Annotated in this window: 23 protein-coding genes; 10 read left to right on the top strand and 13 right to left on the bottom strand. The window is 64.6% G+C overall.

Translation table 11 applies throughout. From position 1 onward, the window contains the following. Position 1: 1 nt before the first annotated feature. The 4 genes from ACOJB8_RS19860 to ACOJB8_RS19845 form a co-directional block, all read right to left on the bottom strand. Entirely contained in the window at positions 2–1,177 is a 1,176-nt protein-coding gene (locus tag ACOJB8_RS19860; protein ID WP_133180213.1) for a polysaccharide biosynthesis/export family protein, read from the bottom strand. Beyond that, positions 1,174–1,623: an arsenate reductase/protein-tyrosine-phosphatase family protein gene (locus tag ACOJB8_RS19855; protein ID WP_069266049.1), complete on the bottom strand. Its 450-nt coding sequence runs from the start codon at positions 1,621–1,623 to the stop codon at positions 1,174–1,176. Before ACOJB8_RS19855 ends, ACOJB8_RS19860 begins: the two co-directional genes overlap by 4 nt. A 53-nt stretch (positions 1,624–1,676) precedes the next feature. Further along, positions 1,677–3,092 (bottom strand): UDP-glucose dehydrogenase family protein, encoded by a 1,416-nt coding sequence (locus ACOJB8_RS19850; protein ID WP_069266050.1) that lies wholly within the window; start codon positions 3,090–3,092, stop codon positions 1,677–1,679. Between the two features lie 77 nt (positions 3,093–3,169). Further along, positions 3,170–4,549 (bottom strand): undecaprenyl-phosphate glucose phosphotransferase, encoded by a 1,380-nt coding sequence (locus ACOJB8_RS19845; protein ID WP_069266051.1) that lies wholly within the window; start codon positions 4,547–4,549, stop codon positions 3,170–3,172. Between the two features lie 498 nt (positions 4,550–5,047). Here ACOJB8_RS19845 and ACOJB8_RS19840 point away from each other — a divergent pair, with 498 nt between their 5' ends. Next, positions 5,048–6,568, top strand: coding sequence for a mannose-1-phosphate guanylyltransferase/mannose-6-phosphate isomerase (locus tag ACOJB8_RS19840; RefSeq protein WP_069266052.1), 1,521 nt, complete (start codon positions 5,048–5,050; stop codon positions 6,566–6,568). 59 nt (positions 6,569–6,627) lie between these two features. Here the strand turns inward: ACOJB8_RS19840 and ACOJB8_RS19835 are convergent, their stop codons facing one another. Then, the gene (locus tag ACOJB8_RS19835) at positions 6,628–7,854 is read right to left on the bottom strand and encodes a transposase (RefSeq protein WP_475013799.1); all 1,227 of its coding nucleotides are present in this window, start codon (positions 7,852–7,854) and stop codon (positions 6,628–6,630) included. Between the two features lie 652 nt (positions 7,855–8,506). Between ACOJB8_RS19835 and ACOJB8_RS19830 the strand changes: the two genes are divergently transcribed. After that, positions 8,507–8,989 carry a YjjA family protein gene (locus tag ACOJB8_RS19830; protein ID WP_069266054.1) on the top strand — a complete coding sequence of 161 codons (483 nt, stop codon included), beginning with the start codon at positions 8,507–8,509 and terminating at the stop codon, positions 8,987–8,989. 93 nt (positions 8,990–9,082) lie between these two features. Further along, positions 9,083–9,619, top strand: a complete 537-nt coding sequence (locus tag ACOJB8_RS19825) for a hypothetical protein (protein WP_256094817.1) — start codon at positions 9,083–9,085, stop codon at positions 9,617–9,619. Positions 9,620–9,623: 4 nt separating this feature from the next. Here ACOJB8_RS19825 and ACOJB8_RS19820 read toward each other — a convergent pair whose 3' ends face one another. After that, positions 9,624–10,226 (bottom strand): DUF4337 domain-containing protein, encoded by a 603-nt coding sequence (locus ACOJB8_RS19820; RefSeq protein WP_069266055.1) that lies wholly within the window; start codon positions 10,224–10,226, stop codon positions 9,624–9,626. A gap of 365 nt (positions 10,227–10,591) precedes the next feature. On the opposite strand from ACOJB8_RS19820, the gene ACOJB8_RS19815 reads away from it, so the two are divergent. Next, positions 10,592–11,803, top strand: a complete 1,212-nt coding sequence (locus tag ACOJB8_RS19815) for a helix-turn-helix transcriptional regulator (RefSeq protein WP_342947148.1) — start codon at positions 10,592–10,594, stop codon at positions 11,801–11,803. Between the two features lie 95 nt (positions 11,804–11,898). On the opposite strand, the gene ACOJB8_RS19810 is transcribed toward ACOJB8_RS19815, so the two are convergent. The 5 genes from ACOJB8_RS19810 to ACOJB8_RS19790 form a co-directional block, all read right to left on the bottom strand. Continuing rightward, a complete protein-coding gene (locus ACOJB8_RS19810) occupies positions 11,899–12,600 on the bottom strand; it encodes an ABC transporter ATP-binding protein (RefSeq protein WP_069266058.1) in 702 nt (233 codons plus the stop codon). After that, the gene (gene livG, locus ACOJB8_RS19805) at positions 12,600–13,370 is read right to left on the bottom strand and encodes a high-affinity branched-chain amino acid ABC transporter ATP-binding protein LivG (protein WP_158760306.1); all 771 of its coding nucleotides are present in this window, start codon (positions 13,368–13,370) and stop codon (positions 12,600–12,602) included. Before livG ends, ACOJB8_RS19810 begins: the two co-directional genes overlap by 1 nt. Next, positions 13,367–14,638 (bottom strand): high-affinity branched-chain amino acid ABC transporter permease LivM, encoded by a 1,272-nt coding sequence (locus tag ACOJB8_RS19800; RefSeq protein ID WP_475013795.1) that lies wholly within the window; start codon positions 14,636–14,638, stop codon positions 13,367–13,369. The genes livG and ACOJB8_RS19800 overlap by 4 nt, the downstream gene beginning before the upstream one ends. A 7-nt stretch (positions 14,639–14,645) precedes the next feature. Then, on the bottom strand, positions 14,646–15,572 hold the full coding sequence (livH, locus tag ACOJB8_RS19795) for a high-affinity branched-chain amino acid ABC transporter permease LivH (protein WP_069266061.1): 927 nt from the start codon (positions 15,570–15,572) through the stop codon (positions 14,646–14,648). Between the two features lie 147 nt (positions 15,573–15,719). Beyond that, positions 15,720–16,835 (bottom strand): branched-chain amino acid ABC transporter substrate-binding protein, encoded by a 1,116-nt coding sequence (locus tag ACOJB8_RS19790; protein ID WP_069266179.1) that lies wholly within the window; start codon positions 16,833–16,835, stop codon positions 15,720–15,722. 1,014 nt (positions 16,836–17,849) lie between these two features. Here ACOJB8_RS19790 and ACOJB8_RS19785 point away from each other — a divergent pair. The 3 genes from ACOJB8_RS19785 to ACOJB8_RS19775 all read left to right on the top strand — a co-directional run bounded on the left by ACOJB8_RS19785 (position 17,850) and on the right by ACOJB8_RS19775 (position 20,681). Continuing rightward, positions 17,850–18,839: an ABC transporter substrate-binding protein gene (locus ACOJB8_RS19785; protein ID WP_475013792.1), complete on the top strand. Its 990-nt coding sequence runs from the start codon at positions 17,850–17,852 to the stop codon at positions 18,837–18,839. Between the two features lie 149 nt (positions 18,840–18,988). Next, on the top strand, positions 18,989–19,885 hold the full coding sequence (locus ACOJB8_RS19780) for an ABC transporter permease (RefSeq protein ID WP_475013790.1): 897 nt from the start codon (positions 18,989–18,991) through the stop codon (positions 19,883–19,885). A gap of 1 nt (position 19,886) precedes the next feature. Continuing rightward, complete coding sequence (locus ACOJB8_RS19775; RefSeq protein WP_475013788.1) at positions 19,887–20,681, top strand: ABC transporter ATP-binding protein; 795 nt, start codon at positions 19,887–19,889, stop codon at positions 20,679–20,681. A gap of 105 nt (positions 20,682–20,786) precedes the next feature. Here the strand turns inward: ACOJB8_RS19775 and ACOJB8_RS19770 are convergent, their stop codons facing one another. Continuing rightward, positions 20,787–21,188: a PaaI family thioesterase gene (locus ACOJB8_RS19770; RefSeq protein WP_069266065.1), complete on the bottom strand. Its 402-nt coding sequence runs from the start codon at positions 21,186–21,188 to the stop codon at positions 20,787–20,789. Between the two features lie 345 nt (positions 21,189–21,533). Here ACOJB8_RS19770 and ACOJB8_RS19765 point away from each other — a divergent pair, with 345 nt between their 5' ends. Beyond that, positions 21,534–22,679, top strand: a complete 1,146-nt coding sequence (locus ACOJB8_RS19765) for a pyridoxal-phosphate-dependent aminotransferase family protein (protein WP_475013852.1) — start codon at positions 21,534–21,536, stop codon at positions 22,677–22,679. A 32-nt stretch (positions 22,680–22,711) separates the two neighbouring features. Here ACOJB8_RS19765 and ACOJB8_RS19760 read toward each other — a convergent pair whose 3' ends face one another. Continuing rightward, a complete protein-coding gene (locus ACOJB8_RS19760) occupies positions 22,712–23,458 on the bottom strand; it encodes a class I SAM-dependent methyltransferase (RefSeq protein WP_475013850.1) in 747 nt (248 codons plus the stop codon). Between the two features lie 197 nt (positions 23,459–23,655). Between ACOJB8_RS19760 and ACOJB8_RS19755 the strand changes: the two genes are divergently transcribed. Together ACOJB8_RS19755 and ACOJB8_RS19750 are read left to right on the top strand one after the other, a co-directional pair. Continuing rightward, positions 23,656–24,342 (top strand): HAD family hydrolase, encoded by a 687-nt coding sequence (locus ACOJB8_RS19755; protein WP_475013785.1) that lies wholly within the window; start codon positions 23,656–23,658, stop codon positions 24,340–24,342. Between the two features lie 173 nt (positions 24,343–24,515). Continuing rightward, positions 24,516–24,980, top strand: coding sequence for a MarR family winged helix-turn-helix transcriptional regulator (locus ACOJB8_RS19750; RefSeq protein WP_069266182.1), 465 nt, complete (start codon positions 24,516–24,518; stop codon positions 24,978–24,980). Positions 24,981–24,995: the final 15 nt, after the last annotated feature.

Here is a 24,995-nt window from a genome sequence, read left to right as displayed (position 1 = left end):
CTTACTTCGCGATCTGCTTCAGATAGAAGACGGTCTGGATGGTCGGCAGCACCTGCTGCAACACACGGTTGAAGGTCGTCGAAGCGGCCGTGCCCACGTACACCACATCCAGCGGCTTGAGCTGGAACTGCGACGAAAGCATGATCGCGTCGGGCTTGGTCATGTCGAGACGATAGATCTCTGGCTGCGTTGGGTTGTCCTTCATGCCGCGCATCACGAAGATCTGGCGCGGGTTCGCGTCGGTATCGAGAATGCCGCCCGCCTGGGTGAGCGCGTCGGCGATCGTGAGGTCGCCGCGAATCAGGTTCGTCTGCAGCGGCGTCTTCACTTCGCCCATCACGAAAATTCTGCTATCCGAACGATCCGGAATATTGATGACGTCGCCGTCCTGCAGCAGCACGTTCTGAGTCGAATCGCCGCCGTCGAGCATGCGGTTCGCATCGAGGATGTACAGCTTGCCGTTGCGCGTGAGGCGCACGCGGTTGATGTCGGCGTTGTCGGTCGTGCCACCCGAGCGTGTGATGGCGTCCACCAGCGTGAGCGGCACGTCGCTCATCGAGAGCGGGCCCGGCGTCTTCACGTCGCCCGTGATCTGCACCTTCTGGCTGCGGTACGCGAGCACGCGCACGTCCACCTGCGGGTTCTTCACATAGGGGCCGAGGCCGGACGCGAGCTGGTCGCGGATCTGGCCGGGCGTCTTGCCCGCGGCCATGATGCGGCCCACGAACGGGAAGAAGATCGTGCCGTCCTTGGCCACGGTCTGTCCGTACGGGTCGGCCTGGCCCGGCAGCGCGTTGGTATACGGCTGCGTGAGCGCCTGACCCACCGTCTGCGTCGTGTTGCCGCCCGTGGAGAACGTCGAGCCCTGCGGCGTCGACAGCTCGGGGTGATCGAACACAGTCACGCCAAGAATGTCCTGCGGCGCGATGTGATACGTGTAGTCGGCAGCGCTCGAGAACTTCGAGGGCGGCAGCGGCGCCTTCGGCTGGGCTGCGGCCGCCTGCGCCTGCTGCAGCACGACTTGCTGCGTGATGAGCGTCACGTTGAATTGCTGCTGCGGCTGGTTGTTCGGCTGTTCCTTCAGGCTCGACGTGTCGAGATAATTGCCGGGCGCCGTCGCGCACGCGGAAACGAAGACGCTCAACGCGACCACCGCCGTCAGTTTCAGTTTTGTCATTGGCATATTCGGCTCAACCATCCCTTAACCATACGATCCATCAATTCAAGACTCTGGCGATACGCGGACTCATGGAGTCCATGCGGATCGCTGACATCAGAGTTTTCCCAATTACCGAGCGCGTACACCTTGCCGCGCGCGGTGGGTTCAATGCGCTCGACCGCGGCGACCTGGCGGCGCTCGGTCACGAGCACGAGGTCTGCGGAGCGCACGAGGCGGCTGGTGAGGCGGCGCGACTGGTGCCCGCCGACCTTCACGCCGCGCTCGGCAAGGAGCCACTGCATCACGGGGTCCATGTCGTCGCCATCGCGCGCACGCAGGCCCGCCGATTGAAACGAATCCGGCCGTGAGCCTGTCTGTTCGCTCAGACGCTCGCGAAAGAGCTGTTCCGCCGCCGGCGAGCGGCAGACGTTGGCGTGGCAGACGATGAGCACGTTCTTGATCATGATCGCGTGACTCCCTTCCTTTACATGGCGCTAAGCACGAAGCCCGGCACCGCTCAGGCCACTGCCTGCGTTGCGGCGGTTTCGGCGCGCGCGCGGCTTGCCTGCGTCGCGCTCGCACGGCCCACGGCGTGGTACTCGATGCCTAGTTCCTGCAGCGCGGACGGCTCGTAGAGATTGCGGCCGTCGAACACGATCGGCATCTTCAGCTGCGACTTCAGCGTTTCGAAATCGGGCGCCTTAAACACCTTCCATTCGGTGGCGACCACCACGGCATCCGCTTCGCTCGCGGCTTCCATCGCGTCGTTCACGAACGACAGCCGCGCCTGATGTTCCGGCGCGTGCGCGAGATCGAGCGCGAGTACGCGCTGCGCTTCGGCGGTCGCAACCGGGTCGTAAGCCTTGACCGTGGCGCCGCGCGCGAGCAGTTCGGCGATGAGCGTGCGGCTCGGCGCCTCGCGCATGTCGTCGGTGTTCGGCTTGAACGCGAGCCCCCAGACGCCGAACGTGCGGCCGGTGAGGTCCGAGCCGAAGCGCGTAACGATCTTCTGGGCGAGCACCTGCTTCTGCGCTTCATTGACGGACTCCACGGCACGCAGGATCTGCAGCGGCTCGCCGAAATCCTCGGCAGTGCGCATGAGCGCCTTCACATCTTTCGGGAAGCACGAGCCGCCATAACCGCAGCCCGCATAGAGAAAGTCGTAGCCGATGCGCGGATCCGAGCCCACGCCGCGGCGCACGGCCTCGATATCGGCGCCGACGCGGTCGGCGAGATTCGCGAGTTCGTTCATGAACGAAATGCGCGTGGCGAGCATGGCGTTGGCCGCGTACTTGGTGAATTCGGCCGAATGCACGTCCATGTACAGCGTGCGCTCGTGATTGCGGTTGAACGGCGCATACAGGCGCTTCATGACCTCTTTCGCGCGCTCGCCCGGCACGTCGTCGTTGCAGCCGAGCACGATGCGGTCGGGCCGCGCGAAGTCCTCGACTGCCGCGCCTTCCTTGAGGAACTCCGGGTTCGAGACCACCGAGAACATGTGGCTCTCGCCGCGCTTGCGCAGTTCGGAGGCGATCGCGTCGTGCACGAGCGCAGCCGTACCCACCGGCACCGTGGACTTGTCCACTACCACCTTGAAACCGGTCATGTGGCGGCCGATGTTGCGCGCGGCCGCCAGCACGTATTGCAGGTCGGCGGAGCCGTCTTCGTCGGGCGGCGTGCCGACGGCGATGAACTGCACGTCGCCGTGCGCGACCGCCGCTTCCACGTCGGTCGAGAACTTCAGCCGGCGCGCGCGCACATTGCGCTCGATGATTTCCTTCAGGCCCGGCTCGTGGATCGGCACGATGCCCTGATTGAGCAGGTCGATCTTGCGTTCGTCGACGTCGAGGCAAAACACGTCGTTGCCAATGTCGGCAAGACAGGCGCCCGTCACGAGACCCACATAACCGCTGCCAATGATCGTCAGATTCATGCCCACCTCAAAAGTGATTGATTCTTCATGTCACGCGAAACGTTGCGCACATTTGCATCGCGCGCACTCGCTTCGCCTCAATATGCGTTCTGGCCTGCGAAGCCCTTCCACATGGTCATCGCCACGATGCGCAGGTCGAGCGCGAAGCTCCAGTGCTGCATGTAGTGCAGATCGAAGCGCACGCGGTCGCGCATCTTTTCCACGCGATCGGTTTCGCCGCGAAAGCCGTTGACCTGCGCCCAGCCCGTGATGCCCGGCTTGATGCGATAGCGCGCCATGTAGCCGCGCACGAGGTCCTTGTAGATGTCGTCGTGGGCCAGCGCGTGCGGGCGCGGACCCACCACCGACATCTCGCCCTTGAGCACGTTGATGAACTGCGGCAGCTCGTCGAGGCTCGTGCGGCGCAGGAACGCACCCACGCGCGTCACACGCGGATCGTTGCGGCGCGCCTGGGTGATCTGCCCCGCGACTTCCGCATGGACCTTCATCGAGCGGAACTTGTAGATTTCGAACTCGTTGCCATCCAGCCCCTTGCGGCGCTGCTTGAAGAACACCGGGCCCTTCGACGTGAGCTTCACGGCAAGCGCAATCACGGCCAGCAGCGGCGCGAGCGCGACCAGCACGCCGCCCGCGAACACGATGTCGAACACGCGCTTGGGCAGTACGCGCAGATCCGTGACCGGCGAGGCCGCGAGATTGATGGCCGGCACGCCGAGCAGATCGACCACGGGCTGGCTGAAGAACGACAGGCTGCGCACGTCCGGAATGAAGCGAATGTTCACGAAGTCGTTGCGCAAGGCCGTGACGATGCGATGGATCGTGCGCTCCTTGGTGATCGGCAAGGCGAGCCACAGCTCGCGCACTTCGTTCTTGCGCACGAATTCGAGCATCGCCTGCAGGTTGCGCTCCACGGGCACGCCGTCGATTGCGGCGGCGCCATCGGCGTCGCTGTCCTCGTCGAACACGAGCGCCGGGTGAAAGCCCGCTTCCGGGTGAAAGCGCATGTGTTCGATCAGGAAGCGGCCGTAGCGCGGACCGCCCACCACCGCCACGGCCTTCTGGTTGTAGCCCTCGCGGCGAATGCCACGCAGCACCATGTGCACGAGCGCCTTCGAGAGGATCAGGAGCGCCACCGAGGCGACGACCCAGTACGCGAGCCACAGGCGCGAGAGCGAATCGGCGCGGTGCAGGCTGAAGCTCAGCAGGATGCCCGTGCCCTCCACGGCGAGCCAGGCGGCGCACACGCGGGCAAAGAGGGCGTAGAGCGACTTGCCGCGCCACGACTTGTAGATGCCGAATGCCGGGAACATCCAGATCGCGAGCACGCAGTTGAACGCGAGCGCCACGCTCTCCGCGTCGGTGAGCGGCACGAGCTGGCCACGGTGCAAGGCGGCCGCGAGCAGCGCTCCAGCGGCGATGGCGGCAACGTCGAAAATTCTGGCTAGAACGCTGAGCATGTCCGGCACCTCGGGTTTAAAAAATGAATCGCGGCCACGCACTGCAAATCATGGCCGGTCGCTTCAAAAGTTTCTGGGACTGCGTCGCCACAAAAAAACGTCTGGCGTCGCGAATTCTGATCCGAATAAACCCTAATAAGGCGCGATAAAAATTCTGGCCGCAAGCCTTAAAAGTATCTCCAATTGTTTCGGCCCTTGCGGGCCATTTTTTCGCGGCTTTTGTCGGCAAAGATTACCGGAACACACGCCTGCATTGGTTCACAACCCGGTCATTCCGGCAGATTTTTCCTGCCATGACGCCTGAATTTGGGTTCCGACAAGAAATTGCGGCGACCTGCAACGGAATTTTTATTGAATTTTTTATCTGAATTCTGTTGTGACGGAAGCATGATTTAAATTTAATTCGAATATTTTCCGTTTTCTTCTTTACGACTCGATTTATGACGATTTTAAGCATGCTACAAATCGCATCACCGATACCTTTTACAGGAGAGCGAGATGACGGATACGGGTTCCGCTACGGCATCGGCAAAAGCGTCCCAGACGCGTGCCGAAACGCGCAGTGCATTGCAGGTGTGCCCTGTAGTGCTAGCGGGCGGCGCGGGCTCGCGGTTGTGGCCATTGTCGCGCGAGCAATATCCGAAGCAGATGATCAACCTCGTTGGCGAGCAGTCGCTGCTGGCCAACACCGCGGGCCGCCTCGATGCGCTCGCCGAGCGCGTGACGCTCGCAGAGGAATTGCTGATCGTCTGCAATGAAGAACATCGATTCACCACTGCCGACCAGGTTCGCGCGGCGGGCAAGCAGGCGCGTCTGATTCTCGAGCCCGTGGGCCGCGACACGGCGCCCGCGCTCACGATCGCCGCGATGTCGGTGGCGGCAAAGCACGAAGACGGCATTCTCGTGGTGATGCCGGCCGACCATGCGCTTGCCGACCTCGAAGCGTTCCAGAACGCCGTGGCCGACGGCGTGCGTCATGCCGCGAATGGCCAGATCGTGACGATGGGCATCGTGCCCACGCATCCCGAAGTGGGCTATGGCTACATTCACGTGGGCGAGCCGCTCGCGAATGGCGAACCCAACGGTGCGCGGCGTCTGAACGGTTTCGTCGAAAAGCCCTATTTCGAGCTGGCGCAGCAGTACGTCGCTTCGCAGCGCTACTGGTGGAACAGCGGCATTTTCATCGTGCGCGCATCGACCTGGCTCAAGGCGATTCGCCATTTCCATCCGGCCATCTACGCCGCATGCGCGGAATCGATCGAGAACGGCAAGGCCGACGGCGACTTCTTCCGCGTGGATAGCGAAGCGTTCGCACGTTCGCCTTCGAACTCGATCGACTACGCCGTGATGGAACCGCTCTCCGGCGACCCGACGGTCGCGAGCGGCGTAGTCGTGCCGCTGACGGCAGGCTGGACCGACCTCGGTTCATGGGACACCGTCTGGCAGGTTTCGCCGAAGGACGACGAAGGCAACGTCGCGCACGGTCGCGTGATGTTCGAAGGCGCCAGCGATACCTTCGCGCATTCTGACGGCCGGCTCGTGGCCTGCCTCGGCACGAAGGACCTCGTGGTCGTGGAGACCCCGGACGCCCTGCTCGTCGCCGACCGCTCGCGCGCCCAGGACGTCAAGAAGATCGTGCAGCGCCTGAAGCAGGAACGCCGCACCGAAGCCGTGGCGCACCGCCTCGTGCATCGCCCATGGGGTCACTACGACAGCGTGGACAGCGGCGAGCGCTTCCAGGTCAAGCGGATCGTGGTCGAACCGGGCGCACGTCTCTCGCTGCAGATGCATCACCATCGCGCCGAGCATTGGGTCGTCGTCCGCGGCACAGCGCTCGTCACGCGTGGGGAAGAACGCTTCATCGTTTCGGAGAACGAGTCAGCGTACATCCCCCTTGGCGTGTCGCATCGACTGGAAAATCCGGGCAAGATGCCGCTCGAGATCATCGAGGTGCAGTCGGGCTCATATCTCGGCGAAGACGATATCGTGCGTCTCGACGATCAGTACGGCAGGCAGTGAAGAAAGCAGTAGCGGCCATGCAGGAAGGCCGCGCGCATCGCGCGCGCGGCCTTGCAAGATCAACGCGAGAGCGTGCGGTAGCGCGTTCCGGTCGTGCCATCGGTGCGTCGCTCGGCGGTGCCGGACGACGTCGTATTGGCTTCGCTGCCCGTGAGCAGTGCGCCCGTGGCGGTGTAACGCTGTACCGGCGCTTGCAGCGGCGCGAGCCGCACACTGCCCGGCACCGCCGGAGGCAACGCGCGCGCGGCGGCGGCATTGGACGGATCGCCGCGCGTCACGCCTGGCGCCTGGATGGGCGCGTGCGATGCGACGTCGGGCAGCGCCGTCTGCGAAGCGCTCGGTGCAGCGCCCTTCGACGCGGCATGTTTGGCCGGATGCGAACCCGGCCACGAAACGCCGGACGCGGACTCAGCGGTGCCTTCGCGATCGAGCCATTCACGCGCCCAGTCGAAGGCGAAATTCCTGGCCGATTCGCGATCCTGGAACGGCGGCCCGATCAGGCCCGAGCGCTCGATGCGCTTGCCATCCTTGAGAATCTCCACGGCCCCGCGGAACATGCGGTTGCGCACGGGCTGCACGGTGAGGCTCATCGTATAGCCGCGCCATTCCGCGACCTGTACCACGCCGCCCGCCGGATGCGCGCTGCGATGCGACGCGTCGCGCGGCATCGCGCGAGTCGCAACCGGCTTGCTCACGCGGGAAGGCGAGAACGGTGCGAACGGCGCATCGTTCTGCGAACGCGTCGCACTCGCAACAGTCGTTGCACTCGTTGCGGCCGACACGACAGGCGCGTCGATCGAAACGGGCAATGCCGCTTCGCCGCCCGCGAGCTGACGCATCATGCTTTCCATGGGATCGGCAAGCGGCGCGTCGGCGAGCGCAGCGGGCGCCTGCCAGGCTTCGGGGCTCTTCCAGAACACGGCCGGCTGGCCATCGTCCTCGGCGACTTCCTCGACTGCGACTGCAACGGGTTGCGCATCGGCCTGCGCCGGCTGCGGCACATAAACGAACTTGCGGCCGCGCTGCGAGAGCAGCTCGACCAGCTCGATCAGCGTGCCGCTACTGTGCCATTCCTCGAAACGACGACGGCAGGTAGGCCCGGACGGATAACGCGCGGGCAGACGCGACCACGACTCACCGGTGGTGAGAATCCACAGGACGGCATTGGCCACCACGCGCGGCTCGGCACGAGGGCGGCCGCGCCGGTTGAGCCTGATTGGAGGTTCATCTGACACGAGCGAAGACACCTGCATCCACTCGTCGTCGCTCAGTTCTTCGAAATTCATGCTGTTCTCCACGCAGCCGGACCGGGGCTGCAGTGACGGAGCACTGGCCTGCGGATCTTGTTGCCCGCGTTGGCTAGCTCGGTTGCACCATATGCTTGTATGACGTGTTCATTTGCGTCGCGATGCGCACTCTGGCAGTGCGTTCTTTCACTGTATTGACGCAATACACGTGGTCTCACTCGTGCAAGGGAGAATTGTGCAGGAAGCATACCACCTGAAACCAGCCGATGAGGAGGGCCGTAATAAGTGTTACGGTTCGAAACAATCTCAACCTTGAATAGCCGGAAAGATCGCCAAAAAAAGCCTGAAACGCAGTGTTTTACAGCGCAGATACACTTGTAACAGGTTCAATCGTTGCGTAGCTGGCACACGATCCCCGCCCTACGCAATTCCGAACGCATGCATACCACTTAAGACACATCCGCCTCGACGAACGCCAGGCTCCTGCAGCGCTATCGTTGTGCCCGCAACAAATGACATGGCGATGAAAACATTAGATGCATCATGAAACGTTCACGGCGAGTCCCGGCGGTCGCACCTCGCAGCGGTTGCACCGCCGCCAACCGAACGCTCGTGCGGCGTCACGTAGCGAAGCCGGCTAAACGAATCCGTCTATAGTAAGGGCGCACTGAACCACCACGGAGATTCGTGTATGCAAACGTCTGTTCCAGGCGTCGCAACGCCGCGCATCGCCACGGCGTTGATGGCCACCATGACCCTGGCGCTGCTCGCCCCCTGGGGCGCCGCACAGGCGCAGCTCGGCAACCTGCTCAACCAGGGCGGCAGCAACAGCGGTTCGGCACAGGGCGCGCTCGGCAATCTGGGCGGCCTCGGCAACTCGCTTTCGGCACCATCGCTCACCTCGAACAGTCTCGGCAATGTCACCGGCGTGCTGCAGTACTGCATCAAGAACAATTACCTGAACGCCGACGCCGCGAGCAACGTGAAGGATTCGCTGCTCGGCAAGCTGCCCGGCGGCGCGAACACGACGGATAGCGGCTATACGCAGGGCACGAGCGGCATCCTCACGGCCGGCAACGGACAGAAGCTCGACCTCACGGGCGGCGGCCTCAAGGAGGAGGCCACGAAGCAGGTCTGCGACAAGATCCTGAGCCAGGCGAAGTCAATGCTCTAGCCGCCCCCATCCAGCATGAAGATGTGCGCGGGCGCACGGCCCGCGCAATTTATGTGCCGTAAGCTTTGAACACGAACGAAGTCCGGCTGTCGAATGGAGTCATCCGGTCTTCTCTCGGCATTGCTGCTCGTAGCTATGACCAAGCACTACACTCCCGTGATATTCGCGCTCCCGGCCGCCACGCTGCGGAGCGCGCTGAGCGGCCTTGCCGCTTTTGCCGCCCTGCTGGTCCCGGTGGCCGCGCATGCGCAAGCCACGCAATCCGCCACACACGACCAGCAGTTCGACTGCAAGTCCGATCCTCACACATTCATTTCGTCGCTGATTGACGAAAAATCCATCGAGCCCGAGCCGAGCCGCGTCGAAGCGAATTCGGTCAACGCGTTCAGCCCGGTGCGCGGCAGCCGCCTGAGCGCGTTCGGCTTCCCCATTTACGTGGTGCTCGGCTACGACCGCGACGACACGCTCTTCAAGCGCGGCGCCGGCAAGGAGATCACCTCGCCGCTCTACGGTGTGGTCGTGTCCGCGCCTGCGGAGAAGGTGCGCTCACGCGTGCGCGAAACCAACAGCGACGCCACCGTGCAATCGGTCGTGCCGCTGCTGCTCACGGCGATCGTGTGCGGCGGGTGAGCGCTCAGCCGCCGAAGAACGCCAACGCGCCCAGCCCCACCCCGACGATCGCGACGCCCACCGACGTATTGAGTAGCCAGCGCCGCCGCGTAAGCAGCGTAATCGCCGTGAGCGCGATCGAGATCTGGATGAGCGTCGTGGCCTGTGCCCAGCGATGATGGCCATGCAGCACGTGCTCGCTGAGCGCATCGTCCTGCTCGACGATTTTTTCGAGTGCCTCCGCCTTGGCGCGGATCGGCTCCTTCTGCTGGCGATAACGGTCGGCGTCGGCGGCAAAGCGCTTCTGCGCAGCGTCCGAATTCGGCGCTAGCGCGGAGAGTTGCGCGCCCAGTTCCGCGAGGTTCTGCTTCTCGCCCTTCGCCTGATAGTAAGCCCATTGATTCGCGGCTTCGGTCTTGCGGATCGCCGCTTCGTTCTTGTAGTAGAGCGCCTGGTTCTCGCTGTTGCCGCTCTGGTAGGCAAAGATCGCTCCAATCGAAGCGAGGATGGCGGTCATCACCGCCATGCGGCCCGGGAACGGATCGCCTTCGCCGTGGCCGCCATGGCCCGCCGCGGCGTGTTCGACCGCGTGGTCGTGCGGTCCATGCACTTCGTACTCTTCAGACATCCAAAGACTCTCCGCTTTCTCTGACTTTCACTGACGCGCACCGCCTTTTCCCCGTGCGGCGCGCCTGTTTGGACGCTCAATTATCGTGAGCGCGGCGCGCTTGTCCAGTACCCGCAATGCATCGGATGTAACGAAACCCGAAATCTCTTCTGACGAAAGCGAATCGTAGGTTTGATCGTCTATTCATTCAGAATAGGTACCCCGGGATGTTGCAGTGCATCCCCTCCCGCCCGCCGTTTGCAAACGTGGATTCAAGCCCTGAGCGCCCCCTTGCGTCGTTGCAGTGCCACATGGCCCTGTATGCAGCCTCGTGCGGCCTGCCCTGAGGCCTTCTGCCGTCGATAATTTCCAGCCTGGAGACCATCATGGGGCCCATCACGGCCGCACACGCCGCGGCTATCGATACTGTGGCACACAGCGCGCGCGCGCGGTACGGCGAGCCCGATGATACCGGCGGCCTGATCGACGCGATCTACGATGCCGGCTTTGACGCGCAACGCTGGCCGGATGTGTGTGCGCGCATCGCGCAACGCATCGGCGCGCAACACGTCAATCTCACCATGCTGCCGCCCGAAAGCACGTTCTCGCTCGCCGAGTGGGACGGCATCGACGCTTCGTTTGCCCAATCGTACGCGCAGCACTACGGCGGCTTCGATCCGCTCGTGCCGCAGGTGCGCCGCTGGGCCGCCGGCACGCTCGTCACCGACACGATGATCCACTCGCAGGGGAGTCTGCAACGCAGCGCCTTCGTGCAGGAGTGGGTGCGCCCGCAGCGCTTCTACACGGTGGCCTTCGCCAACGTGCTGCGTGAAGGCGATATGGCCGCCGTGCTCGGCGCGCTGCGCCATGAAACACGCTTCTATAGCGAAGACGAACTGGACGCGCTGCGCACGCTGCTGCCACATCTGCGCAATGCCTTGCGCGTGCAGCGGCACACGGCGCGCACCCTCGCCTCGCGCGATCAAAGCGCGAATGCCCCCGCGGACGCACTCGACGCGCTCGCGCATGGCGTGCTGATCGTCGACGCCGATGCGCACATCGTGTTCGCGAATCGCGCCGCCACGGCGCAGCTCGCGCGCGCAAACGGGCTGCGCACCGAACACGCCGTGCTCAGCGCCGCCACGGCAGCCGCCACCCAGCAGTTGCGCTCGCTGATTGCGCGAGCCGCGGGGCGCGACGTGCGCGGGCGCAGCGGCGGCGCGATGCTGATCGCCCGCCAGCCGCCCGACGAACCGCTGCAGGCGCTCATTTCGCCGCTAGGCGAGCACCGTCACGCCGACTATTTCGCCCACGGCTCGCGCGCCGGCACGGCCATGCTCATCGTGATCGATCCGCAATCGTCGCGGCGCGGCGTGGAAACGCGTCTTATCGCGCTGTTTGGACTCACGCCCGCGGAAGCGCGCGTGGCCTGCGAGGTCGGCAAGGGCCTCAACCCTAAGGACGTGGCCGAAGTGCTGCAGGTGCTGCCCTCGACGGTGCGCACGCATCTGCATCACGTGTTCGCGAAAACCACCACGCGCCGCCAGGCCGAGCTGATGCGTTTGATCGCGCAGCTTGCGATTGCACGCGGCGATTGATTCGACATTTCGTCGACGCAAAAGAAGCGGCCCGCGCATCCCGCGTTCGATGAACGCGGATGGCGCGGGCCGCAGTGCGGTCTTGTCCGCGACGATCAACCGCCCAGGTAGGCCCGCTTGATGTTGTCGTTGGCGAGCAGATTGTCGGCGCTATCGGCGAGCACGACGCGTCCGGTTTCCAGCACATAGCCGCGATCGGCCACGTGCAGCGCCTTGTTCGCATTCTGCTCGACGAGGAACACCGTCACGCCCTCTTCGCGAATCGTGCGGATGATGTCGAAGATCTGCGCGATCACGAGCGGCGCGAGGCCGAGCGTGGGCTCGTCGAGCAGCAGCAAACGCGGCTTGCTCATGAGCGCGCGGCCAATGGCGAGCATCTGCTGCTCGCCGCCCGACATCGTGCCCGCGCGCTGCTTCGCACGCTGGTTCAGGCGCGGGAACAGCTTGAACACGTGCTCGATGCCCGCATCGATCTCGTGCTGCGAGGCGAAGAAGCCGCCCATCTGCAGATTGTCGAGCACCGTGAGGCTCGGGAAGACGCGGCGGCCTTCCGGCGAAATCGCCATGCCCTTGCGCATGATCTCGTGCGTGGGCATGCGCGTGATGTCCTCGCCTTCGAACGTCACTTTCCCCGCGGATGCGCGCGGCGTGCCGCACACAGTCATCATGAGCGTGGTCTTGCCGGCGCCGTTGCTGCCGATCAGCGTGACGATCTCGCCCTTGTTCACTTCGATCGACACGCCCGCCAGCGCTTGCACCGCGCCGTAGTGGGTATGGACCTTTTCCAGCTTCAGCATCAGTCCTCTCCGAGATAGGCCTTGATCACGCGCGGGTCGTTGCGCACTTCGTCGGGTTTGCCGATCATGATCGGCTTGCCGTGCTCCATCACCAGGATGCGGTCCGACACGCCCATCACGAGGCTCATGTCGTGCTCGATCAGGAGTACGGAGATTCCGAACTCGTTGCGCAGGCCGTCCACCATCTGCTGAAGCTCGACCTTTTCCTGCGGGTTCAAGCCTGCCGCGGGTTCGTCGAGCATCAGAAGACGCGGATCGGTGATCATGCAGCGCGCGATTTCGAGCCGGCGCTGATGGCCGTACGACAGTGTGCCCGCTTCGCGATTCGCGACCTGCTTCAGGCCCACGCGCTCGAGCCAGTACGCAGCACGCTCGAGCGCGGCGCGTTCGGCGCGGCGATAGGCGGGCGTCGCGAACAGGCCGCTCAGCATGTTGCGGTTGACCTTCAGGTGCTGGGCGACCATGAGGTTTTCCAGCACCGTCAACTGTTTGAAGAGGCGAATGTTCTGGAACGTGCGCACGAGGCCGCGGCGCGCGACCTGGTGGCTCGGCTGGCCTGTGATGGCGTGGCCTTCGAGCACGATGTCGCCCGCGGTGGGCTTGTAGAAGCCGCCCACGCAGTTGAACACCGTGGTCTTGCCCGCGCCGTTCGGCCCGATGATCGCGAAGACTTCGTCCGGACGCACGTCGAAGTCGATGCCGTCCACGGCCAGCAGACCGCCGAAGCGCATCTGCAAGCCGGCTACTTTCAACAACGCTTGTGCGCTCATTGCGGCAACTCCACGTGCGGACGGCTCGCGGGCAACAGGCCCTGCGGACGCCACATCATCATCAGCACCATCACCAGACCGAAGATCAGCATGCGGTATTCGGCAAAGCCGCGCGCCACTTCGGGCAGCACCGTGAGCAGGACCGCGGCGAGCACCACGCCCAGCTGCGAGCCCATGCCGCCCAGCACCACCACGGCGAGAATCAGCGCCGACTCGATGAAGGTGAACGACTCGGGCGTGACGAGCCCCTGGCGCGCCGCGAAGAACGCACCGGCGAGACCCGCGAACGACGCGCCCAGCGTGAACGCCGAGAGCTTGATGCGCGTGGGGTTCAGGCCCAGCGAGCGGCACGCGATCTCGTCTTCGCGCAGCGCTTCCCAGGCGCGGCCCATGGGCATGCGCAGCAGGCGGCTCGTGACGAACAACGTGAACGCCACCAGCACGAGCGCGAGCAGGTAGAGGAAGATCACCATGTGCTCGCCGCTGTACTCGATGCCGATCAACTCGTTGAACGTCTTCGCGCCTTCCACGCTCGCGTGGCGGGCCATTTCGAAGCCGAACACGGTGGGCTTGGGAATGCTGGAGATGCCGTCCGGGCCGCCCGTGATGCTCGTGAGATTATTGAGCAAGAGGCGGATGATCTCGCCGAAGCCGAGCGTGACGATGGCGAGATAGTCGCCGCGCAGGCGCAGCACCGGGAAGCCGAGCACGAAGCCGAAGGTGGCCGCGGCAAGCGCGGCGAGCGGCAGGCATTCCCAGAACGTGAAGCCGAAGTACTGGTTGAGCAGCGCATACGTGTAGCCGCCCACTGCGTAGAAGCCCACGTAGCCGAGGTCGAGCAGACCCGCGAAGCCCACCACGATATTGAGGCCGAGGCCGAGAATCACGTAGATGAGCGCGAGCGTCGCCACATCGATCGCGCCGCGCGAACCGAGAAACGGGAACACCGCGCCGAACGCGAGCAGCACCCAGATCGTCACGCGCTGCTGACGCGCGCCGAGCGCGGGGGCCCGGGGCAAGCGCACGTGACTCGTGGCGCGCACGAACATCGGCTTGACGAGCTGGAACACGAACACCACGGCGGCCGCGATCCACACCGGGCGCCAGTGCTGCTGCAGCACGACCTGATAGCCATCCAGCGTGAGTTGCAGGCCCAGGATGGGGGCCGTGAGGATGATGGTCGCCACGGCGGCGGCGAGCGCGCCTTTCACCGTTTGCGACGAGGACGGGCCAACTGCTGCCACGCGAACCGAAACAGTCTGACTCATTTCGACCTCACACCTTTTCGACGTCCGGCTTGCCGAGCAGGCCGGTGGGACGGAAGAGCAGCACGAGCACGAGCAGGCCGAAGGCCACGACGTCCTTGTACTCCGCAGGCATGTAGCCCGACGCGAAGGTTTCGGCGAGACCGAGCAGCACGCCGCCGAGCATCGCGCCCGGAATGCTGCCGATGCCGCCCAGCACCGCGGCCGTGAACGCCTTGATGCCCGCGATGAAGCCGATATACGGATTGAGCTTGCCGATCGTTAGACCGATCAGCACGCCGCCCACCGCCGCGAGCATGGCGCCGAGCACGAAGGTGAACGAGATCACGCGGTTCGTGTCGATGCCGAGCAGGTTCGCCATCTTCATGTCTTCCGCGCAGGCGCGGCACGCGCGGCCCATGCGCGAGCGCGAGATGAAGAGCGTGAGCGCGATCATCAGCACGAGCGTCACGCCGACGATCAGCATGCGCGAGTACGGAACCGTCACTTCGAAGTTGCCGCCCATGTTGAAGTCGAGCGCGCCGGAAATGAGCATCGGCACGGACACGTCGCGCGCGCCCTGCCCGATCTGCACGTAGTTCTGCAGGAAGATCGACATGCCGATGGCGGAGATGAGCGGCACGAGGCGCGGCCCGCCGCGCAGCGGCCGGTACGCCACGCGCTCGACCGCGAATCCGTAGAGCCCGGTGACCACCACCGAGACGATGAGCGCCGCGCCCAGCACGAGCGGCAGCGGATAACCCGCCGAGGTGCCGATGGCCGTGAGCGTGACGAGGCCCACATAGGCGCCGATCATGTAAATCTCGCCGTGAGCGAAGTTGATCATGCCGATGATGCCGTAGACCATCGTGTAGCCGATGGCAATCAGCGCATAGATCGCACCCAGCGTGAGCCCGTTGACGAGCTGCTGGGTGAACTGAGGAAGAAAATCATTCATGCGTAAGCCCCGCGGCCGTGAAGCCGATGAGAGACCTGTGGAGAGACCTTTGGAACCGTACCAACCCTTTTTTGGTTGCGCGCACAACCGCTATAAAAACGCCCCGTCCACGAGAAGGCGGGGCGTTAGCAGCGTGCAGCGCCGGGATCAGTTCGCAGCGGTCTTGGTGGCGTCCTTGTGCCACGTGTAGACGACGAAGCGGAACGACTTCAGGTCGCCCTGTGCGTCGTATTCGACCTTGCCGATCGGCGTGTTGAACGCGTTCTTGTGCAGGTAGGCCGCGACCTTGGTCGGGTCCGTGCTCTTCGCGCCGGCGATGCCGTCGGCGATCACTTCGACTGCCGCGTACGACGGCATCTGGAACGGGCCGTTGGCGTCGCGCCTGGCGTCGGCGAAGGCCTTCACGAGCTTGGCGTTGGCAGGGTCCGAAGCGAAGTCGGCCGGCAGCGTGACGAGCATGCCTTCGGAAGCCGGGCCGGCGATGGCCGTCACGTCCTTGTTGCCCACGCCTTCCGGACCCATGAACGTGGCCTTCACGCCCTGTTCACGCGATTGGCGCATGAGCAGGCCCATTTCCGGGTGATAGCCGCCGAAGTAGACGAAGTCCACGCCCTGCGACTTGAGCTTCGTGACGACTGCCGAGTAGTCCGAATCGCCGGCGTTGATGCCTTCGAACACGACGACGGGGATGTGCGCCTTGTCGAGCGCGGCCTTGACCGAGGTGGCGATGCCCTGGCCGTACGACTGCTTGTCGTGCAGGATTGCGACCTTCTTCGGCTTGACCTTGTTGATGATGTAGGCGGCGGCAGCCGGACCTTGCTGGTCGTCGCGGCCGATGGTGCGGAAGATGAACTGGCGCTTCTTGCCTTCGGTCAGCTGCGGCGCGGTGGCCGACGGCGTGACCATCACGACGCCTTCGTTCTCGTAGATGTCCGAAGCGGGAATCGTCGAGCCCGAGCAGACGTGGCCGACCACGTACTGGATGTGCTGCGAAACGATCTTGTTGGCGACGGCGACAGCCTGCTTCGGCTCGCACGAGTCATCCATCAGGACGGCTTCGAGCTTGTTGCCGTTCACACCGCCGGCGGCGTTGATCTGCTCGATCGCAGTCAGCGCGCCCGCCTTGACCATGTCGCCGTACTGGGCGACCGGGCCGCTGAACGGGCCGGCAATGGCGATCTTCACGGTGTCGGCGTTTGCGCTTGCACCAAATGCGAGCAGCGCGGCGGCCACGGAAACGGAGGTAAGGCGGGACAACGACATCATCAGGAGCTCCTCGATTGTTTTCGGGTCAACCGGTCAGACGGAATGACCTGCGCAAACGAACAGCGCCCCAATGATCTTTAATGGGGAACAACCACGACGAGCACCAGAGAAAAAAGACGTGACGGGGCCCGGCGTGTATCAGCGCCCTGGTAGGCGACTGAGTTCGGAGAGACTGCTGAGTTACAGACTCTGTTGCGCAAGCATTCCGCCTGCCCCGTTCGCTGCAATTCGTACCGGAAAGGTGGACCGGCCTGAATCAGCGACCGGCGGATGCTATCAATAATCCCATTTCACCGCAACCAGGGGTTTTTTCGGATATCGAGTTGAGTTTTGAAATCGGTCAATAGAGGGGCATGTCGGAAAGCGCTTGAAAACGCTCGTGAAAATAGTCTTTCGGGCGGACGGCGGGCTAGTCACCGGGCTGCGATGACCGACTGGCGCGGATGTATGGAATTCCTGCATTTCTTGATTTTTACGCACTCTCGATCGTTATTTTAATTTCAATGAAATCTGATCGACGAATGGCATCTTGCAATAACTTTAAAAGTTAATCTTTTATCGCGATAAAAGCGTCGATCCCATAATCGATCAATCGGGATTACCCTAAATGCACAATGCGCCAAATCATTGATTTCAAAGAACAAATATTACGAAATCCTTAAAATTGAAGTTCTATATTCGCTGAACTGGCACAATAAATCTCACACCACCCTACTTTTCCGCCTTCCACTATGGAACCGCGAAAGCTTTCGTTAAAGCGCGAATTTTTCTCATAATCGAATCGCGTGAGTTCGAATTAATCCGCGCGACACCGTGGCGCGCCCGCCTCACTGGCTCGGCACCGCGTTCCAGCCCCGCAAGAGACGGTGGTATCCTCGCTCCCTCGCCGCGCCCGCATGCACCACTACGGCGCATGCCGCGTGCTCTCGCGCCACGCGTGAAGCCGGCGACGCCACACCGTGCAGATCCGAAAAAACCGCAAGAACCCAGCACTGGGGGAGATCAAACAGAATGAAGACCTTCAAGCAGGCAGCCGCTGCCGCCACCCTTTCCCTGCTCGCCGGCGCCGCCGCACTCGCGCTGACTTCGGCCGCCGCACGCGCCGCCGAAACCGCGACCGTGGAAGTGCTGTCGATCGTCGAGCATCCCGCGCTCGACGCGATCCGCGACGGCGTGCGCGACGAACTCAAGGCCGCGGGCTACGACGCCGGCAAGAACCTCAAGTGGGAATACCAGAGCGCGCAGGGCAACACGGGCACCGCCGCACAGATCGCGCGCAAGTTCGTCGGCGACAACCCGAGCGCGATCGTGGCCATCGCGACGCCGTCGGCGCAAGCCGTTGTGGCCGCAACGAAATCCGTGCCCGTGGTGTACTCGGGCGTGACCGATCCGGTGGCCGCGCAGCTCGTCAGGACGTGGACGCCGAGCGGCACGAACGTGACCGGCGTTTCCGACAAGCTGCCGCTCGACAAGCAGGTCGCGCTCATCAAGCGCGTCGTGCCCAATGCGAAGACCGTCGGCATGGTCTATAACCCCGGCGAAGCGAATTCGGTCGTCGTCGTGAAGGCGCTCAAGGCACTGCTCGCGCAACAGGGCATGACGCTCAAGGAAGCCGCCGCGCCGCGCACCGTGGACATCGGCCCCGCAGCGAAGAGCCTGATCGGCAAGGTCGACGTGATCTACACTAACACCGACAACAACGTCGTTTCGGCCTACGAAGCGCTCGTGAAGGTCGCCAACGACGCGAAGATCCCGCTCGTCGCCTCCGATACGGACAGCGTGAAGCGCGGCGCCATCGCGGCGCTCGGCATCGACTACAGCGACCTCGGCCACCAGACGGGCAAGGTCGTCGTGCGTATTCTCAAGGGCGAGAAGCCCGGCGCGATCGCCTCGGAAACCAGCAGCCAGCTGCAACTGTTCGTGAACCCGGCTGCCGCGCAAAAGCAGGGCGTGACGCTCTCGGCCGATCTGCTCAAGGACGCGACCACGGTCGTGAAGTAAGGCGCCGGAATGGCGCATCCCACGCAGGCACACTGCCTGGCCCGATAAAGGCCACTTACACGCGCAACGGCGCGCCGCCCCATCCGGGCGGTGCGCCGCGCGTCGACTCCGGCGCACCGCCGCCGCAGACCGCAACAGGATTCTTCCTCATGTCCCTCTACTCGCTTCTGGGCGCGCTCGAGATCGGCCTGATCTTCAGTCTCGTGGCCCTCGGGGTGCTGATCTCGTTTCGCATCCTCAACTTCCCCGATCTCACCGTCGACGGCAGCTTCCCGCTGGGTGGCGCCGTCGCCGCCACGCTGATCGCGGCCGGTCACGATCCGTTTCTCGCCACCGCCTGTGCGGTCGTCGCTGGCGCCATCGCCGGCTTCATCACCGGCTGGCTCAACGTGCGCCTGAAGATCATGGATCTGCTCGCGAGCATCCTGATGATGATCGCGCTCTATTCGATCAACCTGCGCGTGATGGGCGCGCCGAACGTGCCGCTCATTTCCGAGTCGACGGTATTCACGCTCATCCAGCCCGCCTGGCTGCCCGACTACGTGCTGCGTCCGCTCGCGCTCCTCGTCGTCGTGATGGCCGCGAAGTTCGGCGTGGACTGGTTCTTCTCGTCGCAATACGGGCTCGCGCTGCGCGCAACGGGCGCGAACCCGCGCATGGCGCGCGCACAGGGCATCGCCACGGGCCGCGCGACGCTCGCCGGCATGGCGCTCTCCAACGCGCTCGTCGCGTTGGCCGGCGCGCTCTTCGCGCAAACCCAGGGCGGTTCGGACATTTCGATGGGCATCGGCACCATCGTGATCGGGCTTGCGGCCGTGATCATCGGCGAGAGCATCCTGCCCGCGCGCCGGCTCATGCTGACCACGCTCGCCGCCGTGCTCGGCGCGATTCTCTATCGCTTCTTCATTGCGCTCGCGCTCAACAGCGACTTCATCGGCCTCAAGGCGCAGGACCTGAATCTCGTTACTGCAGTGCTCGTGACGATCGCGCTCGTGCTGCCCGCCACGCGCAAGAAGCTGTTTGGCCGCAAGAACGGGAGGGCATGAGATGCTCAGCGCCAAAGACCTCAAACTGACTTTCAACCCCGGCACGCCGATCGAAACGCGCGCGCTGCGGGGCCTCACGCTCGAAATCCCGAGCGGCCAGTTCGTGGCCGTGATCGGCTCGAACGGCGCGGGCAAGTCCACCTTCCTCAACGCGATCAGCGGCGACCAGAGGGTGGATGGCGGCACGATTACCATCGACGGCCAGGACGTCACAAAAAAACAGGCGTGGGACCGCGCGCATCTCGTCGCGCGCGTGTTCCAGGACCCGATGGCCGGCACCTGCGAGGCGCTCACCATCGAAGAAAACATGGCGCTCGCGATGGCGCGCGGCAAGCGCCGCGGCTTCGGCCCTGCGCTGAAAAAGCAGGATCGCGAGCTATTCCGCGCGAAGCTGCGCCTCCTGAATCTGGGTCTGGAAAGCCGCCTGTCCGATCGCATCGGCCTGCTTTCGGGCGGCCAGCGCCAGGCGGTGAGTCTGCTGATGGCGTCGCTGCAGCCGTCGCGCATCCTGCTGCTCGACGAGCACACGGCGGCGCTCGATCCGAAAACGGCCGCGTTCGTGCTGGAGCTGACCGCACGCATCGTAGAAGAGGCCAAGCTCACGACCATGATGGTCACGCATAGCATGCGCCAGGCGCTCGACTACGGACAGCGCACGGTGATGCTGCACCAGGGGCAGGTTGTGCTCGACGTCTCGGGCGATGCGCGCCGCGGCCTCGACGTGCCGGACCTCCTGCGCATGTTCGAGCAGACCCGCCACGAGAAGCTCGACGACGACGCGCTGCTGCTGGGGTAAGTGTCCGCGCCCAGCGTTAAAAAGCCCGCCCTTCACTCGAAGCGGCGGGCTTTTGCTTTTCAGCGGAATTATTTCGGATACCGATTCAAATGGGCGGCGTTTCGGTCATGCCTTCTTCGGATACGAATACTTGAAGGTCCCCTGCGCACTCGCGATCAGCAAACGATCGTCCACCCACGCCTCGGCGCGCGCAAAGAAGATCGAGCGGCCGCCGCGCTCCAGAAACCCCTTCGCGCGCACGAACTGGCCAAGCCCCTTGTCGAGGTAGTTGGTCGTGAGCGAGAGGGTGAAGCCATGACGCGGCGGATCGCCGACCGGCGCGAAGAGTCCCGCGTAGCCGGCGGCAGCGTCGAGCAGCGTGGCAATCGCGCCGCCTTGCAGCACGCCCTGGCGATTGAGCTTCGAGGCGTCGATGGGCATCACGAGCTCCGCGTAGCCCTCGCGCCACTGCGCGACGCTCACGCCGAGCGTTTCAAGAAACGGGTTGTCCACGGCGAATTGCGACATACGCTGTCTTCCTTGCATTATCGGGCGATGCGATTGATTATAGGGTGGCTGCCGCAATGCCGCAGCGGGCCGCTGCGCCGCCCGTACGACTGTTCAGCGAAATTCCGCGCAACTGTACATGGTCAGCGCTGCCGCGCCGCACAACACTGCCCGATGGCGCGCCTATCGCGCGCGTCTCACGCAACCCCCTTCAAGCGAAACCAGGTACTCAAGATGAACGACAACGCGCTCCACCCCGACCCGCTGGCCCCTTCGCGCACAGCGGCGGCAGCGGCCGAGGCCGCGCCCGTGCCTTGCCCCACCGTCGAAACGCTCGACCGCATCCTGCCCGAGGAGCCGCTCCTCATGATGGGTGCGGGCCCCGTGCCGATTCCCGACGCCGTGGCCAAGGCCAATACCGTCGTCATCAATCACCTCGGCGACACCATGGCGCGCGTCATTCACCAGGTGAAGACGATGGCGCGCTACGTGTTCCAGACGCGTTCGAACTGGGTGCTCGGTGTGGCCGGCCCCGGCTCGGCGGCCATGGAAATGGCGATCTCGAACCTCGCGTGGCCGGGCACGCGCGTGCTCTCCATCGTCAACGGCTTCTTCAGCCAGCGCATGGCCGAAATGGCGGGCCGCGTGGGCGCCGAGGTCACCACGCTCGACGTGGCGAACGGCGAGATCGCCTCGCTCGAAGCCGTGGCGCAGGCCATCGAGCGCACGCGCCCGGCGATCGTTACGATCGTGCACGGCGAAACCTCCAATACGGTATGGAACCGCGAGATCAAGGAAATCGTGCAGCTCGCCAAGACCGCCGGCGCGCTCGTGGTGGTGGACGCCGTCTGCACGCTGAGCACCATGCCGCTGGAAATGGACGCCTGGGGCATCGACGTCGTCATCACGGGGGGTCAAAAGGGCCTCTCTTCGATCCCTGGCGTTTCGCTCATCGCCTTTTCGGACGCCGCCTGGGAGCGCGTGCGTACGCGCACCGCGCCGAACACGCACTGGTGCCTCGACGCCATACTCGCCGAAAACTTCTGGCACAACGCCGGCTATCACTACACCGCGCCCGTCTCGGGCGTGCTGGCGCTGCACGAAGCATTGCGCCTCGTGTGCACGGAAACGCTCGAAAAGCGTTTTGCGCGCCACCTGCGCTGCTCGCTCGCGCTGCAAAGCGGCGTGAGCGCGCTGGGTCTCGCGCTCTATACGCCGCAAACGTGCCGCCTGAATTCCGTGGTCGGCATCGGGCTGCCCGAGGGCGTCACCGCACGCGAGGTGTGCAATCACATCTCGCAGCAATACCAGGTGGAGATTGCCGGATCGTTCGGTCTCCCGATCGTTCGCATCGGGCAGATGGGCGAGCAGTGCCGCGAGCACAACCTCTTTCGCACCGTCCACGCGCTTGGCCGCACGATGAGCGATCTCGGCGTGAAGGTCGATCTGCCCGCCGGGGTTGCCGCGCTCGAAGAATCGCTTTCGGCCGGCTCGCGCGAAGCGCGGCGCTAAGCGCTTGCGGCGCCATGGCGCCGCTCGACCAGTCAAACGCGCCGTGCGCGCACGCAGATGAACGCCGGGGCCTGTGCCAGTTCCGCATGCAGCGCCGGCGACACCGCCTTCATTTCCGGTTGTGGCATGGGCTCGAGCACGCGGTCGATGGCCCAGCCCGCTTCCATGAGCGCGTTGAAGATATCGGCAAGCGGGCGCCTGAACGCTTCCACCCACGGCTTCGGCTCGCCGAAGCCGCCCCAATGCAGGCCGAACCGCGTCGTCTCGAAGTAGGTGCGCGAACCGCGCGTGCGCGTGTCGATCCAGTCGCGCATGGGATGCGACATCGAAAACACCAGCAGTGCGCCGGGGCGCGCCACGCGGTGAAACTCCTGAAATGTCGGCGCGAGGTGCTCGACGTAGTCGAGGGCCAGCGAGCACACGATGCGGTCGACCGAGCCACTCGCGAGCCAGTCGAGCGGCCGACCGAGATCGCCCTGCGCGATATCGACCGCGAGGCCTGCGCAGCGCGCCTTCGCCAGTTGGACCATCGCGGGCGTGACGTCGAAGGCCTGCACCCGTGCGCCCTCGCCCGCCAGCTCCGCGCTCAAGATGCCGGGCCCGCAGCCCGCGTCGAGCACGTCGAGCCCCGCTACCGCGCCTAGCAGCGAGCGTGTGGCGGGCCGTTCGTAGAGCGCGTTGTGCGGCTTGACCGGGGCCTGCTCGGCGTAGCGGTCGGCGAATTGTGTGTAGCTGGCGCGGCCGGGGAGTTCCTTGGGGGTCTTTTCGTCGGTGGACATCAGAGCGGTGGGGTAGCGATTGGGTACGCTATTGTCCATCGTTTCGCACGGGCCGACCAACGCCGCGCCCTGCACGGCTTGCCCGAGAGAAAGCCACGCAAACGCGACCCCGGTTATCATCGCGCTCTTGCGTGCGCGATCCCGATGCGCGCCGCATGACGCAACCGCAGGCAACTGAAAGCAACCGCAGGCAAACGATGTCCCCCATCCCCTTCGACGCCATCCTCTTCGACTGCGACGGCGTGCTCGTCGACTCAGAACGCATTACGCACGTGGTGCTCACGCAGATGCTGGGCGAACTCGGCTGGACACTCACGGTGGACGAAGCCATGCGCATCTTCGTCGGTAAGGCCGTGAAAGACGAGGCCGCGCGCATCGAAGCGCATACGGGGTTCACGATTACCGACGCCTGGCTCGAAGGTTTTCGCGCGCGCCGCAACGACGCGCTAGAGCGCGATCTCGTCGAGATTCCGGGCGCGCCCGCCGCCGTGCGCGCGGTGCACGCGGCAATGAACGGGCGCATCGCCGTCGCCTCGGGTGCGGACCGGCGCAAGGTCGAGCTGCAGCTGCGCAAGGTGAACCTGCTCGACTGCTTCGCCGGCCACATCTATAGCGGCCACGAAACGCCGCGCAGCAAGCCGCATCCCGATGTCTATCTCGCGGCGGCGGCCGGCCTCGGCGTGCAGGCCGCCCGCTGCGCCGTCATCGAGGACACGGTCACGGGCGCGCGCGCGGGCCTCGCCGCGGGCGCCACGGTATTCGGCTTCAGCCCGCCCGAGCCCGGCCACAGCAGCGCTCAGGCGCTGCTCGAGGCGGGCGTCGCACACGTATTCACCGACATGGTGCAGCTTCCCGCCCTGCTTTCCCGCTGGTCAAATAGTTAAGCGCGTACGAAACAACGCCAAAAAAGCCGTGCGCCTCGCGCACTGTTGGCCGTACGCATCACCCCGCATCAGATAGAAAGCAGGCCGCCGACGAGTCGCATACCATCCGATTCGTGGCGCTGCGAAAGAAAAAGATAGTTTGCTATCGAATCGCTTTGGGCTATGATCCGCCGATGTCGAATCTTCATACTTTACGCCTTGCGGTCAGCAGCACGCTCGTCGTGGCGGCACGCAAATGGCGGCGCACCACGCACGGCGCCCTCACCGCATACAACGTCTCCGAGGCGTGCGCCGCGCCGCTGCTCACTGCCGGGCGCCTTGGCGAAGCCGTGCGCCAGGTGACGCTTGCGGAGCACGTGGGCATCGAAGGCCCGTCGCTCGTGCGCCTGCTCGACCAGCTGTGCGCCGCGGGCCTCGTGCGCCGCGACGAAGACCCCGACGACCGCCGCGCAAAAACGATTTCGCTCACGAGCGAAGGCCGCGCCGTGACCGAGCGCATGGAGGACGAGCTGCGCTCGCTGCGAGCCCGCGTGCTCAAAGGCGTGAGCCGCGCCGACCTCGAAGCGACGCTGCGCGTGCTCAACGCGTTCAACGCCGTTCCCCCCGCAGACCAGGCTGACCGGCCCTTACACGACTGAAAGCAGAAAGCGGAC

The organism is Paraburkholderia sp. BR10141 (assembly GCF_056155635.1).
Note: the sequence above shows the minus strand (reverse complement) of the source record. Positions and strands in the feature narration are given on the sequence as shown.

What these genes read in the sequence shown, in the direction of transcription:
- ACOJB8_RS19815 (WP_342947148.1), top strand. Translation starts at nt 10,592, where the DNA reads ATGGGGCCCATCACGGCCGCACACGCCGCGGCTATCGATACTGTGGCA.
- ACOJB8_RS19790 (WP_069266179.1), bottom strand. Translation starts at nt 16,835, where the DNA reads ATGTCGTTGTCCCGCCTTACCTCCGTTTCCGTGGCCGCCGCGCTGCTC.
- ACOJB8_RS19770 (WP_069266065.1), bottom strand. Translation starts at nt 21,188, where the DNA reads ATGTCGCAATTCGCCGTGGACAACCCGTTTCTTGAAACGCTCGGCGTG.
- ACOJB8_RS19755 (WP_475013785.1), top strand. Translation starts at nt 23,656, where the DNA reads ATGTCCCCCATCCCCTTCGACGCCATCCTCTTCGACTGCGACGGCGTG.
- ACOJB8_RS19810 (WP_069266058.1), bottom strand. Translation starts at nt 12,600, where the DNA reads ATGCTGAAGCTGGAAAAGGTCCATACCCACTACGGCGCGGTGCAAGCG.
- ACOJB8_RS19820 (WP_069266055.1), bottom strand. Translation starts at nt 10,226, where the DNA reads ATGTCTGAAGAGTACGAAGTGCATGGACCGCACGACCACGCGGTCGAA.
- ACOJB8_RS19825 (WP_256094817.1), top strand. Translation starts at nt 9,083, where the DNA reads ATGGAGTCATCCGGTCTTCTCTCGGCATTGCTGCTCGTAGCTATGACC.
- ACOJB8_RS19785 (WP_475013792.1), top strand. Translation starts at nt 17,850, where the DNA reads ATGAAGACCTTCAAGCAGGCAGCCGCTGCCGCCACCCTTTCCCTGCTC.
- ACOJB8_RS19850 (WP_069266050.1), bottom strand. Translation starts at nt 3,092, where the DNA reads ATGAATCTGACGATCATTGGCAGCGGTTATGTGGGTCTCGTGACGGGC.
- livH (WP_069266061.1), bottom strand. Translation starts at nt 15,572, where the DNA reads ATGAATGATTTTCTTCCTCAGTTCACCCAGCAGCTCGTCAACGGGCTC.
- livG (WP_158760306.1), bottom strand. Translation starts at nt 13,370, where the DNA reads ATGAGCGCACAAGCGTTGTTGAAAGTAGCCGGCTTGCAGATGCGCTTC.
- ACOJB8_RS19855 (WP_069266049.1), bottom strand. Translation starts at nt 1,623, where the DNA reads ATGATCAAGAACGTGCTCATCGTCTGCCACGCCAACGTCTGCCGCTCG.
- ACOJB8_RS19845 (WP_069266051.1), bottom strand. Translation starts at nt 4,549, where the DNA reads ATGCTCAGCGTTCTAGCCAGAATTTTCGACGTTGCCGCCATCGCCGCT.
- ACOJB8_RS19830 (WP_069266054.1), top strand. Translation starts at nt 8,507, where the DNA reads ATGCAAACGTCTGTTCCAGGCGTCGCAACGCCGCGCATCGCCACGGCG.
- ACOJB8_RS19750 (WP_069266182.1), top strand. Translation starts at nt 24,516, where the DNA reads ATGTCGAATCTTCATACTTTACGCCTTGCGGTCAGCAGCACGCTCGTC.
- ACOJB8_RS19800 (WP_475013795.1), bottom strand. Translation starts at nt 14,638, where the DNA reads ATGAGTCAGACTGTTTCGGTTCGCGTGGCAGCAGTTGGCCCGTCCTCG.
- ACOJB8_RS19860 (WP_133180213.1), bottom strand. Translation starts at nt 1,177, where the DNA reads ATGACAAAACTGAAACTGACGGCGGTGGTCGCGTTGAGCGTCTTCGTT.
- ACOJB8_RS19780 (WP_475013790.1), top strand. Translation starts at nt 18,989, where the DNA reads ATGTCCCTCTACTCGCTTCTGGGCGCGCTCGAGATCGGCCTGATCTTC.
- ACOJB8_RS19760 (WP_475013850.1), bottom strand. Translation starts at nt 23,458, where the DNA reads ATGTCCACCGACGAAAAGACCCCCAAGGAACTCCCCGGCCGCGCCAGC.
- ACOJB8_RS19835 (WP_475013799.1), bottom strand. Translation starts at nt 7,854, where the DNA reads ATGAATTTCGAAGAACTGAGCGACGACGAGTGGATGCAGGTGTCTTCG.
- ACOJB8_RS19840 (WP_069266052.1), top strand. Translation starts at nt 5,048, where the DNA reads ATGACGGATACGGGTTCCGCTACGGCATCGGCAAAAGCGTCCCAGACG.
- ACOJB8_RS19775 (WP_475013788.1), top strand. Translation starts at nt 19,887, where the DNA reads ATGCTCAGCGCCAAAGACCTCAAACTGACTTTCAACCCCGGCACGCCG.
- ACOJB8_RS19765 (WP_475013852.1), top strand. Translation starts at nt 21,534, where the DNA reads ATGATGGGTGCGGGCCCCGTGCCGATTCCCGACGCCGTGGCCAAGGCC.